Source organism: Paenibacillus sp. Y660 (genome assembly GCF_057221575.1).
On record NZ_JBXBBJ010000010.1, the window covers coordinates 1 to 15,823 of the forward strand.

A 15,823-nucleotide genomic window follows, 5' to 3' on the forward strand; every position below is an offset into this window, starting at 1 on the left:
GGGGTTGGGGTTGGGGTTGGGGTTGGGGTTGGGGTTGGGGTTGGGGTTGGGGTTGGGGTTGGGGTTGGGGTTGGGGTTGGGGTTGGGGTTGGGGTTGGGGTTGGGGTTGGGGTTGGGGTTGGGGTTGGGGTTGGAGGGCGGTGGTTGGTGGTTGGTGGTTGGTGGTTGGTGGTTGGGCGGTAGGCGGTTGGTTGGGAGTCTGAAATCGTTAATAGATCGGTTTGAGCGTCCAGCGAAATTTCTTTACGCCCTCGCGCTACGCCAAACGAGCCTTAGAAGCAACCCTAAGGCTCGGGCTCATTAGCTTTTGTATCATTATGCTAGTTAAGCTTTATCTAGCGAAATCAGCGGTCTGAGCACGTTCGAGTTGAAGCTCTCCTGTACCGCGGGTTATTTTCACATTAGACGTTTCCGTTGGCTGTAAGAACGCAAGCATCGCCTTGATTGCGATATCCGGATCGACAGCTGTCCCGCAGGTGTAACAGTCGAGTGCAGCAAAGCCTTTCTCGGGATACGTGTGTATCGACATATGGCTCTCTGACAATAATAGCAGCACGGTAGCCCCTTGCGGCTCAAATTGCTTAGCCTGCACGGACAATATGCTCGCCCCGCTCGATTCGGCAGCTTGTACCATTTGTGCGCTCAGCTTGTCTGCATGATTCAAATGATCAAAAGCTATTCCCCAAGCATCCACTGCAACATGACGGCCATAAGTTGAATATTCCATCGTTTAGCACTCCCCAAGAAGTATTTTTGCTGATTCGCACCGGTATAAAGACGGGCGGCGATCATAAAATGGAGCCACCACGCCATGCTCACGGTTCTCTTGAAGCATCGAAAAATCAAGCTCCGCCATCGCCATGCCACCTTGGTTCACCATGCCGACTTGCAGAATGCCCTGCTCCGAAAAAGGATAATCGCAAGGCGTAAACACGCCAGCTTGGCAATAGCCTTCATCAACCTGCAGAAGTCCCTCGGGCAATGAGCCAACTATGCCGCTAAGCACGACGAACAGCTGATTCTCGACCGCTCTGGCTTGGGCGCAGTGGCGCACGCGATAGTAGCCGAAGGCAGAATCGGTATAGGACGGGCAGAGCAGCAATTGCGCGCCCTGCTCCGCCGCCATGCGGGAAAGCTCTGGAAATTCGATATCATAGCAGGTCGTGATCGCCAGCATGCCCCACTTCGTTTCGATCATGTTCAGCTTATCGCCAGCCACCAAGGACCAGCAATTGCGTTCCTCCGGCGTAAGATGCAGCTTAGACTGCACCTCGATCCGTCCATCAGGGAAAAATAAGAAGGCATTGTTGACATAGCCGCCTTTTGCTTCGCAAATATGGGTTCCGCCAAGAATGACCATATTAAATGAGCGGCTGCTTTCCAAGAAAAATGCCATATATCTTTCGGTAATCGTGCTTAAATACTGACATGCCTCGTTATGCGGCATTGCTGGCTTTAAGCTGAGTAAATGAGCCGTCATATATTCAGGAAAAACGATAAGCTCCGCGCCTTGCTCCGCCGCTTTGCCAATCGTTGACGTCAGCCCCATCCAAAATTGCTCTTCGGATTCGATTAACGTCAATTCATACTGAATGGTTGCCACGCTTAATGCTTTCATAGTTGCAGCCAGCCCTTCTCTAGGAACGAATTTGTAAGGAGTAAATGTCCGTCCGACGATCACGGAACGTTAACACCTCTTTGGATTTGCGATGGCGCTGCAAAATTTCCATATCTACCTCGGCCATAATGACCGCTTCCGTATTCTCGCTGCATTCCCCTGCTATTCCATCACGCGGGAACGAGAAATCCGTTGGCGTGTAGACGCCTGATTGCGCATATTGAATATCAACATTGTCAACATGCGTCAGATTGCCGACCGTGCCCGATGTAACGGTAAATACTTGGTTTTCAATCGCGCGCGCTTGTGCGCAGTATTTCACACGCAGGAAGGTTTGGCGGTCCTCCGCACAAAACGGAACAAACACAATCTGCGCCCCCTCTTCCGCGACGATACGGGAGATTTCGGGATATTCGATATCGCTGCTGAGCTGAATCGATATTTTCCCGCAATCGGTATCGAAGACCTCCAGCTTGGAGCCGCCATTAATGCCCCACCACTTGCGCTCGTTCGGCGAAATATGCAGCTTATATTGCTGTTCAATCGTACCGTCACGGCGGAATAGATGGCCTACATTATAAATCCGGTTATTTTGTTCAATGAAGTGGGAGCCGCCAATGATGTTTACGTTGTATTTAACCGCTAATTCGGTAAACAGCTCCACATATTGCTTCGTAAAGGTGCTTAGCTTCCGTACAGCTAAGCTGGGTGAGCGCTCCTCGAGATAGGACAACAGCTGCATCGTCAAATTTTCCGGAAAGACCACAAAATCTGACTTGTAATCGGCCGCCACATCGACATAATGCTCGCACTGCATAGCAAATTCATCGAAGGAATCAATTTTCTTCATCATATATTGAACGACGCAAATTCGAACGGGAAAGGAGAGCTTATAATGCGTCTTGCTGTTGGTCAGCTTGTAGTCAATGTTGTTCCACTCCAGCAAGGCCGCATAGTTCATCGAGTCATCGTCATCCGACAAATAATTCGTAATAATCCGCTTCAACGTGAACCCGTTCATCATCTGGAAGGTGAGGACGGGGTCATAAATGTTTTGCTGCAAAACTTCCTCCGCATACTCTCTCGGAGACAACTTCTCGCTATGTTTGTGGTAACCGGGAATTCGGCCGCCAACGATAATGCTCTTAAGATTCTTCTTCTCCGCCAGCCGTTTGCGCGCTTCATACAGCCGCCTGCCGATCTTCATTCGGCGGTAATCGGGATGCACCATAACCTCCATCCCATATAAGCTCTCACCGCGTGGATTATGATTGCGGATAAATCCTTTATCCGTAATTTCAGAATAGGTGTGCTGCTCCAAATAGTCGTCAAAATTGACGATCAGACTCGAACAGGAGCCGATAATATCGCCATCCAGCTCCACGCATATTTGCCCTTCCGGGAAAAGACGAATATGGCTTTCCATTTGGCTTCTCTTCCAAGGATGCATGTTAGGGAAACAGACAAGCTGCAAGGCAATGATCTTCTCAATATCTGCGTCCTCGATATTTCGAATGATCATTTTCTTCTCGAATTGTGAAATTTGATCCGATGTCATAGAGGCTCCTCGTTTACTTGTTTTACCCCAGTATACATTCAGACCTTTTCACCAGTATTAGTGCACCGTAAATGATTTGTAAACTTTTTAAATTTTAAACTGTTATAGAGCGAAACGGACAACTGCAGGAAGAAAATCTGGTGGATTGCCAAACGTTGATGCATAAAAAAAACCGCAGCAGCTTAGTCTGTTTCGACTTCGCCGCTGCAGCCCGCAATTGGGGACGTATGATTACGTAGCTCTAATTTCCAGCAGCTCGTATTTAATAACGCCCATCGGCGCGTTGACACTCACGATACTGCCTACCTTTTTACCTAGAAGCTCTTTGCCCAGCGGGCTCTCGTAGGAAATTTTATTATCCGCTACGTCAGCCTCCTCCGTACCCACGATTTTATACTCAATCTTCTCAGAGAATTCAATATCGTTGAGGATAACCGTCAAGCCAATGCTGACCTTCGATAGATCCAAGGTTTCCGCTTCGATGACCCGAGCCTTCTTTAGCATTTTATCCAAGATAAGAATGCGTGTCTCCATGAACGATTGATCGTTTTTGGCGGAATGATACTCGCTGTTTTCCTTTAAATCGCCGTAGCTGATCGCTAGTTTAATCCGTGCTGCAAGCTCCTTGCGCTTTACATATTTAAGATCATCCAGCTCAGCTTGCAGCTGCGCCAAGCCTTCTTTGGTCAAAATCACTTCGTCTTTCGACATTTAAACAACTCCTATTTGCTTTCTTGCTTTAATTTTACTCTATATTCCGAAAATAAGCGAAGAGCCATCACTTCCAGCATCATCACTTAAACCCCTTAATCGCGGAATGACCAAGGAGCCCTGTCTCATGCAATCCATATTGTATTATTTCGAAATATCGATAAAGCCTTCGCCAAACACGTCTCGCACATCATGAATCGTTATAAATGCATTTTTATCGACGGACTTCACAATTTTCTTCAGCTGGCTCAATTCTTGCTTGCTAATGACGATATAGAGAATTTCCTTCGGCTTCTTCGTATAATGCCCGTGCCCATAAATGACCGTAACCCCTCGATCCATTACCACCGTAACATGCTCAGCGATTTTGGCCTGCTCCTCGGAAATAATCGTGACCGCTTTTTTCGGATTAACGCCTTCTATGATGAAATCCATCGTCTTCGTTCCAATATAGAGCATGACGATCGTGAGCATAAGCGCCTCCGACCCGATAATGAAATAAGAGGAGAACGCGACAATCAAGTCAAAAAACAGAAGCGCATAGCTAATATTCCAGTCCAAAAACTTATTCGCGATTCTTGCCAAAATCGTCGTGCCTGCGGTCGTTCCGCCGACTCTTATAATCATGCCTATCCCAATTCCTGCGAACAAGCCTCCAAATACGGCATTTACCGTTCTTTCATCCGATGCAACGGTCCAATCAGAGGTTAAATGAAGAAACAGGGAATGGAACGCAACCGCCGCGATCGTATAGACGATGGCTCTCTTATCCAGGAAGCGATAGCCCACAATTAGCAGGAACGAGTTGAAGATCAAGCTCATCAGCCAAGGCGCCCATCCGAACACATAATATAAGATAATCGTTATCCCGGTAACCCCGCCTTCTCCAAGCTCGTTCGGAATAACAAATAAATTGATTGATAATGCAAAAATAAACGACCCTACCATAATCATGAGCATATCCAGTGATATCTTCTTCATCTTCAAACACCCTTCTTAACAATAAATGTAACTTTCAGCAAATCCATCTTATCAGATAATGTATAGAAGCAGAAGGCTATCACGTTAACGCAAAAAAGGGGCTTATCAAATTACAGCTCGCTAGAGAAATAGCTCGCTTTGATCAAATAGGAAAGCCTCCAACCACACTTTGAAAGTGGAGTTGGAGGCTTAGCTTTCTTATGATCCGCACTTTAAAGGCAGACAAAAGAAACCATGATAAGGCTTTGGGACAGCCTCTTTGCAGACTAAAGCTTACCGAGTCTAGCCGATTTGAAGCTCTTTGGGGTCCCGCCAGCAAAACGCGGATTTACAACGGTAAGGTGAGTTTTGCTGGCGGGACCCCTAAGAGAAATGAATAGAAGCCCTCCGGGATCCGGAAGGCTTCTTTTTAAAATTTATGGATGAGATAATGAACTCATCGACAAATACAAAATAACAAGCCGAACTCAACTTCGAACATGGGTCAACAAGTATAATAGTCACAGCAGCTTCAAATCGGTTAACAAAGGAGCAATAGCTATGACAAAGGGTCGATCTACCACATGGCAGGAACGAAACGAAATCGTTCTTTACTGTATTGCAAATGAGCGCGACTACGGAAAAACAGCAACACAATTTAAAGTTTCCTACAACCAGGTGTACCAATGGGTCAAGAAGTACGAAAACGGCGGGCAGGATGCGCTTCAGCCAAGATGCCCAACGCAAAATTTTGGAAGCCTTCGGCTACTTGAATGAGCATGGCACGGATAAAGAGTATCTTGGCAGAAAAATCGAAAAGACCAAGCGTGATGGGCTCTGGGAACTGAAAATTAAGGGTAGCTCCAAGCGGGAATGGCGCTTTTTGTTTAAGCACATTTCAGGCCCGAAGTATGCCATTCTTCATTTCTTTCTGAAGAAAGACGAGGCCATCAGAAAACAGGATATGACAACGGCTGCGCGAATCGCTGATAGAGAAGGCTGGTAACAGCCTTTCTCTTCACGCTTCCGAACTACACCAGCTTAAGCCAATAAGAAGATAAGGGAAAGTAAGACAGAAAAACATTTTATATACCCCATTTTTTAGGAACTCAGCCAAGTGGCAAAAGGAGGATCGAACTATTTGAAATTGGAAAACAGGCCGGAAAGAAGATCTGATCGGACTAGGAAAAGATTCTATTGGATTCAAATTGGCGTCTGAATGAACGGGAAACATTTGAATCGTATTCCAATAACTTATAAAGATCATTAGACAAAGAAGATCCTTTTATTCCCTGTCTCGTTCATCTTAATGTATTTATGTATTACTGTGGATACAGTAATATATAAATATTCACAACATGGATTCGAATCCCTGGCTAAATAGTTCCTTAACGGTTGTTATCGCGTCTTATCATTGATTCAGGAAGTGCGTAAGCGCAATTATCGATCATGACCGTGATCGCCGAGCAACTCGCTAGCGAGGCGCTGGAGAATCCGTTTAGCGACTACGAAATGAAGGTTATGTTTGACCAGTCATTGGAGGCAGCTCTACTGCCCGAGCCAGATCGACCGTCGCATGACGTGTTTAATTGGGAATGTTGAGCTCGGTAGTTGGATCGCGGTCTCAGCAGAGAGCAGATAGCGTCTGTCCTGGCGGAACATAAACGAGTGAGCTACTCGTCGCAGGAAGCAGCGGAGATCTATTGGGCGTTGAATGAGGAGGACAATAACGACAATGGGTGAGACGTTAAGGACGCAGCTGCTGCGAGCCAAGGTCTCACGGCAGCCTGTAACGGACGTTCGATTGTCGCTATACTGAGCTGGTCGAGGATCTGACGGAGTGGACGGTAACGCTACGGCTGGTAGACGGGATCCTGTATATTATTCCGGTCGTCGATCGATGTGGCCTATGAGAGCTGCTGAGAGTCGCTGCGGCGGATCTTTTGTTTTGTCTATGTGTCTCGACATAAGCGAAGCAGATCGAGGAGCCCGCGGTGAGTACCCGGCAAAGCTGTTCCGCTTATGCAGCCACCACATATTTTTTTGTTTTTACCATTTTTTTCATTGTGTTTTCTGAAAATAAGAATAATATTAATATTCCATAGATAACAATTTACTAGGTGAGGGAGTTTATAACAAATGAGAAACAAAGCAACATCCGCAGTTTTATCCTTAGCACTAGCCGCAACTTTGGCGATTCCAGCAGTAGTTAGCGCTAATAGCGTCCCGCTAAATCCGCCAGATGAGACAACAACACCACCAATTATTATGCCGCTGACTATGGGTAACCAACAGCCTCTCACAACTGTGAGCGCTACTACTTCTGGCACCACCGCTGGTTTCGTAGTTCCAGGTGGTTATGGACATGGTAAATTCTACTTCCTAAACAATGGTACAAGCACGCTAACTGTTACGATGAAACACTCATCAGGATTAGAGTATATTGCAGCAAGTGTTAAGCCGGGAGCAGCATATACGTGGAGAAGCACTACGCTTTATCCGCAAGGTATGCGCGCTGGTGATTATAACATCTCATTCCATTGTTCCACTGGTGTAAATGCAAAGTGGTCTGCATTCGCTTCCGATAGCGTTACTGAAGCTAACGGATAAAACATCAGAATCGGTTACGACTGATTATCATAAAAAAGGATCCGTGGCCATTATCGGCAACTCGGATCCTTTTTTTTGTTTGTATTCGAGATTCCCTGGAAGCGTATCTGGCCACCGGGGGAGTCGGGGGATCCAGCCCACGACAAGCGATCCGAGAATTTTAAAATTTTTTTTGAAATTCGAGGGAGGACTTTCAGATCTTCTTGTAAATCTATTGTCTCCACCTTCTCGAACCGGGGAGGATGAGACTTAATCTTAGCTACGACCTCGTTACGCCGCATTCAAACAGCTTCTCTACGATATCAATTCCCTCTTTGGGGTCCCGCCAGCAAAACTCACCTTACCGTTGTAAATCCGCGTTTTGCTGGCGGGACCCCTCTTTGGATTTTTTGATCTGCTTGCTTCTCAGCTGCCCGCAAGCCGCGTCGATATCGGTACCGTGCTCTAGGCGCACGCTGCAGCTGACGCCTTGCTTCTTCAGCGTGTCATAAAATGCGCGTATCGTTTCGCGATCGGTTCTTTGATACTGGCTATGCTCATCAACCGGATTGTATGGGATGAGGTTGACGTTAGCTAGACTGCGCCGGTCGCCAATCAGCTCTGCAAGCTCCAGCGCATGCTCTCGCTGATCGTTAACATCCTTCAGCAAAATATATTCGAGCGTAATTCTCCGATTGGTTTTTTCCAAATAATAATCAATCGATTCCATTAATTTCTCAATCGGAATCGCACGGTTGATCTTCATAATCCGCGTTCTAAGCTCATTGTTAGGCGCATGAAGGGAAACCGCAAGGTTAACCTGCAGATCGGAATCGGCGAACTCTTCGATTTTTTTTGCGAGGCCGCTTGTCGATACCGTAATATGCCTAGCCGCTATAGCAAGACCCTTCTGGCTCTTAATAATGCTGATAAAATCGGACAGGTTCTCGAAATTATCGAACGGCTCGCCGATCCCCATCACGACAACGTGACTCACATGCTCATCCTGCTGCGCTTGATCCAGATGAATCTGCACCTTCATAATCTGCTCGACAATCTCGCCGCCTGTTAAATCACGGCTCTTGGCAAGCAAGCCGCTGGCGCAGAAGCTACAGCCAATGTTACAGCCAACTTGGGTGGTAACGCAAACGGACAAACCAAATTTATGTCTCATCAATACCGTCTCAATCAAATTGCCATCACTCAGCTTGAACAAAAACTTATTCGTTCCGTCCGCTGACTGCTGCCTAGTATGCTCGCTAAGCGTTTGAATGACAAAATGGTCGGACAGCAATTGAATGCACTCTTCCTTCACATCGATCATATCTGCAAATGCCGTTACCCGCTTCCGGTACAGCCAATCCCATACCTGCGATGCCCGAAATTTCGTGTAGCCATGTCCAATCAGCCATTCCGACAGCTGCTCAAACGTTAATCCATATATGGATGCTTTATTCATGTCTTACCCTCTTTTCAAAACTTCAATATGTTAAGCCGCTCTGCCTAACCAGCCGAAACAAACAATCTGCATATTATTGTCCCAAAATTGCCTCATTAAAACAAGGGGAGATAGGCAGTTATTTAGCCAATATGCTCATGATTAGGTGTTATCCAAGCAAATAGCCTTCAAAGCCGCCTAGATGAGCGGCTTTGAAGGCTATGTATTTCTACAGGCTCTGCTTCTCCAAGTTCAGCTCGAGCCGTACCGTTAAATCGTTTTCGGTCTCCGATACGACCGTATGCGGATTACCCCGTCATTTATGGTACGAAAATGATTGGCCAGGTCATCACCCTCCAGTCCCAGAAGGCTTTGGCCTTTACAGCTAAGGAATATACGATGCTGGCCGCACTGCCAGCCTAGAAAAAAATAGCGGCGCTTCTCTCCAGCAGGAGAGGAGCGCCGCTCAACATTCGATGCGGTTATTGCAGGTCTCGGATACCTGTGTTCGCTTTTACTAAAATCTCATCGTATTTCGCATCATCCCGCTTGGAGGACAATAGCGTTCCAATTATCGCGCCCAGGAAGCCTAATGGGATCGAGATAATGCCTGGATTGGCCAGATCGAAAAGCGGGTCGCCTACAAAAATCGCTTTCCCAGCTACTGGGTTCCATACGTTCGGGCTGACAGCCACCAAAATAATCGCACTGAGCAGTCCTGTCAACATACCGGTAACCGCACCCGCTGTGTTGAATCTTCTCCAGAAAACGGTGAAGATAAGGACCGGCAGGTTCGCGCTCGCTGCAACGGCAAACGCTAATGCCACAAGGAACGCTACGTTCATTTTCTGAGCAAACAATGCGAGAATAATGGATAGGACCGCAACGCCAACGGATGCCAGTCTTGCCATGCGCACCTGTTCTTTCTCCTTTACATTACCCTTTTTAATAATGTGGCTGTAAAAGTCATGTGCAAACGCAGATGCCGCAGAGAGCACCAAGCCGGCAACGACAGCCAGGATGGTCGCGAAAGCAACCGCGGAAATAAAGGCAAACAGGAATTCGCCGCCTAGTGCTTTAGCAAGCAGCGGAGCAGCCATGTTGCCTGCTGCATTTACTTCAACAATTGCAGCCTCACCAACGAATGCTGCCGCGCCAAAGCCGAGGAACAATGTCATCACGTAGAACGCTCCGATAATCCATGTCGCTACGACAACCGATTTTCTGGCAGTAGGAGCATCTTTTACAGTGAAGAATCGAATCAAGATATGCGGCAATCCCGCAGTACCCAACACAAGCGCTATATTTAATGATATTGTATCCAAGCTGTTTTTGAATTTATTGCCTGGATTCAAGAACGCTTCCTTGAGCGGAGTAGCGGTTTTCATTTCATTAAACATATGGGCGATATTGAAATCAAATTTGGAGAAAACAATCATGGAAATGATAAACGTACCACCTACGAGCAGCACGCATTTTATAATTTGCACCCAGCTTGTTGCGGTCATACCGCCAAACACGACGTAAATCGTCATCAGCACGCCTACGATAAGCACAGCCGCTGTGTAGCTAAGGCCCGGAATCAGAAGCTTGATGAGAGCGCCCGCTCCGACCAGTTGGGCAATCATGTAGAAAATGGATATGACAATCGAGTTTAGTGCCGCGACCCCGCGAATTTTCTTGTTATTGAATCGCTCTGCTATCATGTCAGCCATTGTATACTTGCCCAAATTCCGCAGCGGCTCAGCTACGAGATATAGGACGACCAAATAAGCGACGAGAAACCCGATGCTATAAAAAAATCCATCAAATCCATATAATGCGACCATCCCGGCTATTCCAAGGAAGGAAGCAGCGGACATGTAATCGCCTGCAATAGCTAGTCCATTTTGCCAGCCGGTCAAACCGCCGCCAGCCGTGTAAAACTCACTTGCTGTATTCGTTTTTTTGGAAGCAAAATAAGTGATGACCAGCGTACCAAGCACGATGACCAAAAACAACAGGAATGCTGTATTCATAGATCAGCCGCCTTCTTTCCCCTTATGATGAACTTCACTCTTGATCTGGTCACACATGTTGTCAAACTCGACCGACTTCCTGCTATAGAGAGAACATAAGACCCAAGTCATAATAAACTGGGCAAATGCGAACACCCAGGCCCAAGAAATCGGCCCCACAGCAGCATTATTCAATACTTTGGAATAAGACGTTAAGACGGGAAGGGTGATATAAAACGCGAGAAAAAAAACAGTGATTGGTACGATGAACCTTTTCTTCTTAGCCATCAGCGTAACGAACAGCTGAGATCGGGCGATGTCGCTGTAATTGATTTTGCCCTTCTGCAAAAGAATCCCTCCCTGATTAAGGAAATTATGTTTTTGTAAGCACTTTAATTATATCGCGACTCTTGAATCTGAACATTAGTTTGGCGCGAAATGTCGAAATTCATACCCTAAATACAAAAAAACAGTCCTGAAAGGACTGTTTAACCGATTTGATGTTACTTTCCCTGCAATAACAGAAGCATATCTTTGATCTCATTTCGGGAAACTGGAATTTTTATCTGCTCGGGAAGCTTAAGAACAGCGTTATATGCGCCGTTTGCCCAAGGCTCGATCTCCTGAATAAAATTCAAGTTCAACAAATAGCTGCGATGCGGTCTGAAAAATGCCGCTCCCAGCCGTTGTCCCAGCTCATGCAGTGTTTGCTTCGATGTATAACAACGACCGTCTGCTGTATAAATACGGGTGAATTTCTCCTCTTTCACTGCATAAACGATAATATCCGTATCGAGCACCATGATTCGATCATAAGCCTCAACGAGGAGCTTGCTATGTAAAAAGCGAATGCTCTCCTTCATTGGAACAGCAGCATTTTCACTTGATTCGTTCACCACTTGCTTTTTCGTACCCGATTTCCGCTCGCGGATCCGATCTAAAGTCTGCCGCAGCCGCTCTTCCCCATAAGGCTTGAGCAAATAATCCATCGCGCCGATCTCGAAAGCCTCCAGAGCATATTGATCGCTTGCTGTTGTAAAAATAACGAAAGGGCGGAAATCCAAGTCGTGAAGGAGACGTGCCGTTTGAAAACCGTCTATACCCGGCATTTCGATATCTAGAAATAGAGCATCCGGCTTGAAGTCCCTCACGAGCTTAACCGTCTCCATCCCGCTGGATGCGTTTGGAAATAGCTCAATATCCTGCTCCTTGGAAAGTAAGTCAATGAGCTTTTCCTTTGCCAAATGCTCATCTGCCGCGATTAGGACCCGAAGCTTCATGCTGCATACCCTCCGTTATCTCATTTGAGCCATTAAGGCATTCGAACTTGAGGCATTAGTCGTTAGTATTTCCGATATGGTCACAATACATGATCATTCAGATGGTGGAAGAACGAAATCTTAGGGCATCCGTTGTGGATGCCCTATCGTCTCTTGCTATTATAATTTGCGCTCGAAGGTAAACTTAGCACGATCGCCCCTAAAAATTTCATGCGAATATTCTACCGGTTTATTGCCCGTCGAGTAAGTGACTGTATTCAGAAGAAGGCTTGGAGCCCCAATAGGAGCGCTCAAATGCTTGCTAATGGCTTCATCAATCAAGATGGGCTCAATTGATTCCACGCAATGGGACAGCTGAATAGAAAATTTCTCTCTCATTAGCGCGTACAATGAACCAGAACATTCTTCCTTCGTAAGTCCCGGTGTCACCTTCCAAGGAATATAGGTGATTGAGAATAATAAGGGGAGCCCATCTGCATATCGTATTCTTTCCAGCCGAAACACAGGATCATTTTCCGCAATTTCCAATTTTTTCGTTAACCGCTTGTCTGCAGAAACAACGGTAAGATCAACAACTTCCGTATCGATTTGTTGACCGCGTCCCTTCAAATGCTCATTGAAGCTGCGGTAGGGTGCAACGGACTGCTCTATTTTGGGCAAAGAAACAAAAGTTCCCTTCCCTTGAATTTGATAAATATGACCTTCTAATTTAAGCTGGCTTAATGCCTGCCTTATAGTTGTGCGACTTACGCCGAACTTCTCGCATAAATCTGATTCTGTAGGAAACTGCTCCCCAGGTGTATACTTCCCCTCGTCAATCATATCAAGCAGTTTTTCCTTAACTATATAATAAAGCGCAATGCCGTCCTTCTTCATGATTACTATTAACCTCCGGAAGTAAAATTACATCTATCATCATACCATGTCATTTGTCATTACAACAATATAAGGCCTTATAGAATGCAAAGGTACCGTTTTCATTTTCACTAAAATTATAAATGTTATGATAGTTGACACATTTTTTGAATCATACTATACTCGGTTTATGAAAGCGGTAAATATTCAAACATTTGTATTCAAATTTGTTACTATAACAATATGAATTACAGAAATTGATATCTAAACGTCCATTCTTCTCTTAGGTAAAACCGAGGTAAATACAGGAAATTGAAACTACTCTCATCAAATTTGTTACTACAACAAAATGAATTAATATAATTCGTATTCTATTGAGAGGGGGGATACTTGCAGTTAAGCCATAATCTTTAGTTCATCTTTATCTATTTAGGGGACTCATAACTTGCGGAGGTGTACGAATGAAGAAGAAATGGAAAGCGTTGATGGTTGCTACATTGTGTTTGGTACTGCTGGCTGGCTGCAGCGGCGCACCTAAAACGTCGACAAATGCTGAAAGCGGCAACAAAGGCAATAACGGAGAGACTGCGGCAGCAAACGAATTGGATTGGAGCAAAACAGACGATCCCTCGTTGAAAGGCCAAGAAATCAATGTGCTTTGGGCTGTATCTAAAGGTGCTGACAGCCCGCGCGTCGGCATGGTAAAGAAATTTACAGATAAAACAGGCATCAAAGTCAATATTATCGGCGTAGATTACAACTCCTTGTACTCCAAAATTACCGTTTCCGCAATGTCGAACTCAGCTGATCTCGATGTTGTGGAAATGGACACCATCTGGGCTGGTCAATTTCTAGAAGGGAACTTGGCTGAAGACTTAACGGATATTATCCCACAAGATGTACAAAGCCAATTCACGCCATCGTCCCTAAGCTCCGTAACCTATAATGGACGGCTAGCTGCGATCCCTTGGTATTCAGGAACAAAGCATTTCTACTGGAACAAAGAGCTTTTGGCTAACGCCGGCATTACTCAAGCTCCAAAAACGTATGATGAATTCCGCGAAGCTTCGAAGAAGCTTACAGGCAACGGCATCTATGCATCCGGTTGGTCTTGGAAGCAATCCGAATCTCTCATTACCGATTATGTGAGCTTGACCTACGCATTTGGCGGCAAGTTCTTTGATGAAAACGGCAAGCCCTCCTTCAATAAAGGCGGTGCACTTGATGCGCTTCAATATATGGTCGATATTCTTAACACAGACAAGACCGTAGATCCTGCAAGCTTGCAATGGTCGGAGGAAGATGTAACGCGTGCATTCTCAGCTGGCAAGCTCGCTATGATCAGCTCATGGGAAGGCCGTTATCCGGATTTGAACGACCCTACCAAATCCAGCGTAGTGGACAAGACGGATGTTGGTTTAATGCCTGGTCAAGGCGATGTTGTTTCCGCAGCAGTTACGGGCTCTGAGGGTCTGGCTATCATGAAGAGCAGCAAGCACAAACAAGCGGCTCTTGCTTTCCTGAAATGGATTGGAGAAAGAGAATATCAATTGGATGAATACGTAATTGAAGGCCAATACCCCGTTCTGCAAAGCTTGTACACAGATCCTGAGCTTCTAGCGGCTGATAAGACAGGCACAATCAAGAAAATTTCCGAGCAGTACAACTACGGGCATGACCGTCCGAACGCTCCTGGTTACGTTCACTGGTCCGACCTTCTGTCTGCTGAGCTTCACCAAGCGCTCTTAGGACAAAAAACACCAGAAGAAGCTTTAAACGCAGCTACAGAAAAAATCGAGAAAGCCATTGCTGAATCGACAAAATGATAAACGGAATTCGCGGGTTAGCTCTCTAAAGAGAGCTAGCCCGCAAAATTCTTTAGAGGGAGGATCTATGAATAAAACCATCGGCAGCAACAAAAGACTTCTAAACCACGACCGCAAAAATATGCTATTGGCGCTTTTATTCATTTTGCCTACTGCTTATTTATTAATAAAAACGTTTGTTGTACCTGTATACGATACGATTATCTGGAGCTTCTACCATTACAATTTAATGGATGGTTCCACTCCTTATTATGTTGGTTTTAAAAACTATTTGGACGTTCTAAAAAGCGCGGATTTCCAAATTTCGATGAACCGCACCCTTGTTTTCACTGTGCTGTCCGTTTCGCTAGAGCTGTTTTTCGGCTTTGTCAGCGCCTTGCTGCTGAACCAGACATTTAGGGGCAGATCGTTTTTCAGAGCGATCATTATTATCCCTTGGGCGCTGCTTACTCTCGTTAACGGTTTGACTTGGCAGTGGATTTTAAACCCAGGTTATGGCGGCTTGACGGTTATATTGCATAAATTGCATATTCTTGCCCCGGGTGTAAATCCGGTATGGCTGGCCGACCCAAGTCATCTCGTTTATTTCGTCGTGCTTGCGGACGCTTGGAAGATGACGCCTTTTATAACGATCATTCTACTAGCCGGCTTACAATCCATTTCCTCGGACTTATATGAAGCTTCCATGCTCGACGGGGCTAACTTTTGGAAAAAAGTATTTCATATTACGCTTCCGCAGCTCGCGCCTTCCATTATGATGGCTCTCGTCCTGCGGACAATGGGCGCTTTCAAAGTTTACGATGTTCTAACGGTCTTTACCGGAGATGCGACAACCTCCGTCTCTTATTTAACCTTTAATAACGCGTTTCGATATTTCTTTCTCGGGAAGGCATCTGCCATGGCGTGGATGACTGCAATCGTCATTCTGCTACTGGCTATCCTCTATGTTCGTTTGCTCAACAAAAAAGAATAATACTTCACGGAGGTGAAA

At 45.8% G+C, this 15,823-nt stretch carries 17 protein-coding genes; 7 read left to right on the top strand and 10 right to left on the bottom strand.

What is annotated here, in order from left to right; translation table 11 throughout:
- The coding region (locus tag AC2TDN_RS13375) for a hypothetical protein (protein WP_484688339.1) at positions 1-203 on the top strand (203 nt) is incomplete at its 5' end.
- Positions 204-331: 128 nt separating this feature from the next.
- Here the strand turns inward: AC2TDN_RS13375 and speD are convergent.
- From speD to AC2TDN_RS13400, 5 genes are all read right to left on the bottom strand, one after another.
- Positions 332-727: an adenosylmethionine decarboxylase gene (gene speD / locus AC2TDN_RS13380; protein ID WP_482066134.1), complete on the bottom strand. Its 396-nt coding sequence runs from the start codon at positions 725-727 to the stop codon at positions 332-334.
- 3 nt (positions 728-730) lie between these two features.
- The gene (locus AC2TDN_RS13385; protein WP_482066135.1) at positions 731-1,681 is read right to left on the bottom strand and encodes a carbon-nitrogen hydrolase family protein; all 951 of its coding nucleotides are present in this window, start codon (positions 1,679-1,681) and stop codon (positions 731-733) included.
- Positions 1,638-3,176 (bottom strand): GNAT family N-acetyltransferase, encoded by a 1,539-nt coding sequence (locus tag AC2TDN_RS13390; protein ID WP_482066136.1) that lies wholly within the window; start codon positions 3,174-3,176, stop codon positions 1,638-1,640. The genes AC2TDN_RS13385 and AC2TDN_RS13390 overlap by 44 nt, the downstream gene beginning before the upstream one ends.
- A gap of 231 nt (positions 3,177-3,407) precedes the next feature.
- On the bottom strand, positions 3,408-3,887 hold the full coding sequence (greA, locus tag AC2TDN_RS13395; protein ID WP_482066137.1) for a transcription elongation factor GreA: 480 nt from the start codon (positions 3,885-3,887) through the stop codon (positions 3,408-3,410).
- A gap of 144 nt (positions 3,888-4,031) precedes the next feature.
- Complete coding sequence (locus AC2TDN_RS13400; RefSeq protein WP_482066138.1) at positions 4,032-4,868, bottom strand: YitT family protein; 837 nt, start codon at positions 4,866-4,868, stop codon at positions 4,032-4,034.
- Between the two features lie 540 nt (positions 4,869-5,408).
- Between AC2TDN_RS13400 and AC2TDN_RS13405 the strand changes: the two genes are divergently transcribed.
- The 4 genes from AC2TDN_RS13405 to AC2TDN_RS13420 all read left to right on the top strand — a co-directional run bounded on the left by AC2TDN_RS13405 (position 5,409) and on the right by AC2TDN_RS13420 (position 7,457).
- Positions 5,409-5,624: a helix-turn-helix domain-containing protein gene (locus AC2TDN_RS13405; protein WP_482066139.1), complete on the top strand. Its 216-nt coding sequence runs from the start codon at positions 5,409-5,411 to the stop codon at positions 5,622-5,624.
- Positions 5,566-5,853: a type II toxin-antitoxin system RelE/ParE family toxin gene (locus AC2TDN_RS13410; RefSeq protein ID WP_482066140.1), complete on the top strand. Its 288-nt coding sequence runs from the start codon at positions 5,566-5,568 to the stop codon at positions 5,851-5,853. The genes AC2TDN_RS13405 and AC2TDN_RS13410 overlap by 59 nt, the downstream gene beginning before the upstream one ends.
- 443 nt (positions 5,854-6,296) lie before the next feature.
- The gene (locus AC2TDN_RS13415; protein ID WP_484688340.1) at positions 6,297-6,449 is read left to right on the top strand and encodes a hypothetical protein; all 153 of its coding nucleotides are present in this window, start codon (positions 6,297-6,299) and stop codon (positions 6,447-6,449) included.
- A 537-nt stretch (positions 6,450-6,986) separates the two neighbouring features.
- Positions 6,987-7,457 carry a hypothetical protein gene (locus AC2TDN_RS13420; protein ID WP_484688341.1) on the top strand — a complete coding sequence of 157 codons (471 nt, stop codon included), beginning with the start codon at positions 6,987-6,989 and terminating at the stop codon, positions 7,455-7,457.
- Between the two features lie 340 nt (positions 7,458-7,797).
- On the opposite strand, the gene rlmN is transcribed toward AC2TDN_RS13420, so the two are convergent.
- The 5 genes from rlmN to AC2TDN_RS13445 all read right to left on the bottom strand — a co-directional run bounded on the left by rlmN (position 7,798) and on the right by AC2TDN_RS13445 (position 13,027).
- Positions 7,798-8,895, bottom strand: a complete 1,098-nt coding sequence (gene rlmN / locus AC2TDN_RS13425; RefSeq protein WP_484688342.1) for a dual-specificity RNA methyltransferase RlmN — start codon at positions 8,893-8,895, stop codon at positions 7,798-7,800.
- 461 nt (positions 8,896-9,356) lie between these two features.
- Complete coding sequence (locus AC2TDN_RS13430) at positions 9,357-10,892, bottom strand: solute symporter family protein (protein ID WP_482066144.1); 1,536 nt, start codon at positions 10,890-10,892, stop codon at positions 9,357-9,359.
- Between the two features lie 3 nt (positions 10,893-10,895).
- A complete protein-coding gene (locus AC2TDN_RS13435) occupies positions 10,896-11,219 on the bottom strand; it encodes a DUF485 domain-containing protein (protein ID WP_482066145.1) in 324 nt (107 codons plus the stop codon).
- 155 nt (positions 11,220-11,374) lie between these two features.
- Positions 11,375-12,151, bottom strand: a complete 777-nt coding sequence (locus tag AC2TDN_RS13440) for a LytR/AlgR family response regulator transcription factor (RefSeq protein WP_482066146.1) — start codon at positions 12,149-12,151, stop codon at positions 11,375-11,377.
- A 159-nt stretch (positions 12,152-12,310) separates the two neighbouring features.
- Entirely contained in the window at positions 12,311-13,027 is a 717-nt protein-coding gene (locus AC2TDN_RS13445) for a GntR family transcriptional regulator (RefSeq protein ID WP_482066147.1), read from the bottom strand.
- Positions 13,028-13,467: 440 nt separating this feature from the next.
- Between AC2TDN_RS13445 and AC2TDN_RS13450 the strand changes: the two genes are divergently transcribed.
- Together AC2TDN_RS13450 and AC2TDN_RS13455 are read left to right on the top strand one after the other, a co-directional pair.
- Positions 13,468-14,832, top strand: a complete 1,365-nt coding sequence (locus AC2TDN_RS13450; RefSeq protein WP_482066148.1) for an ABC transporter substrate-binding protein — start codon at positions 13,468-13,470, stop codon at positions 14,830-14,832.
- Between the two features lie 67 nt (positions 14,833-14,899).
- On the top strand, positions 14,900-15,805 hold the full coding sequence (locus tag AC2TDN_RS13455) for a carbohydrate ABC transporter permease (RefSeq protein WP_484688343.1): 906 nt from the start codon (positions 14,900-14,902) through the stop codon (positions 15,803-15,805).
- Positions 15,806-15,823: the final 18 nt, after the last annotated feature.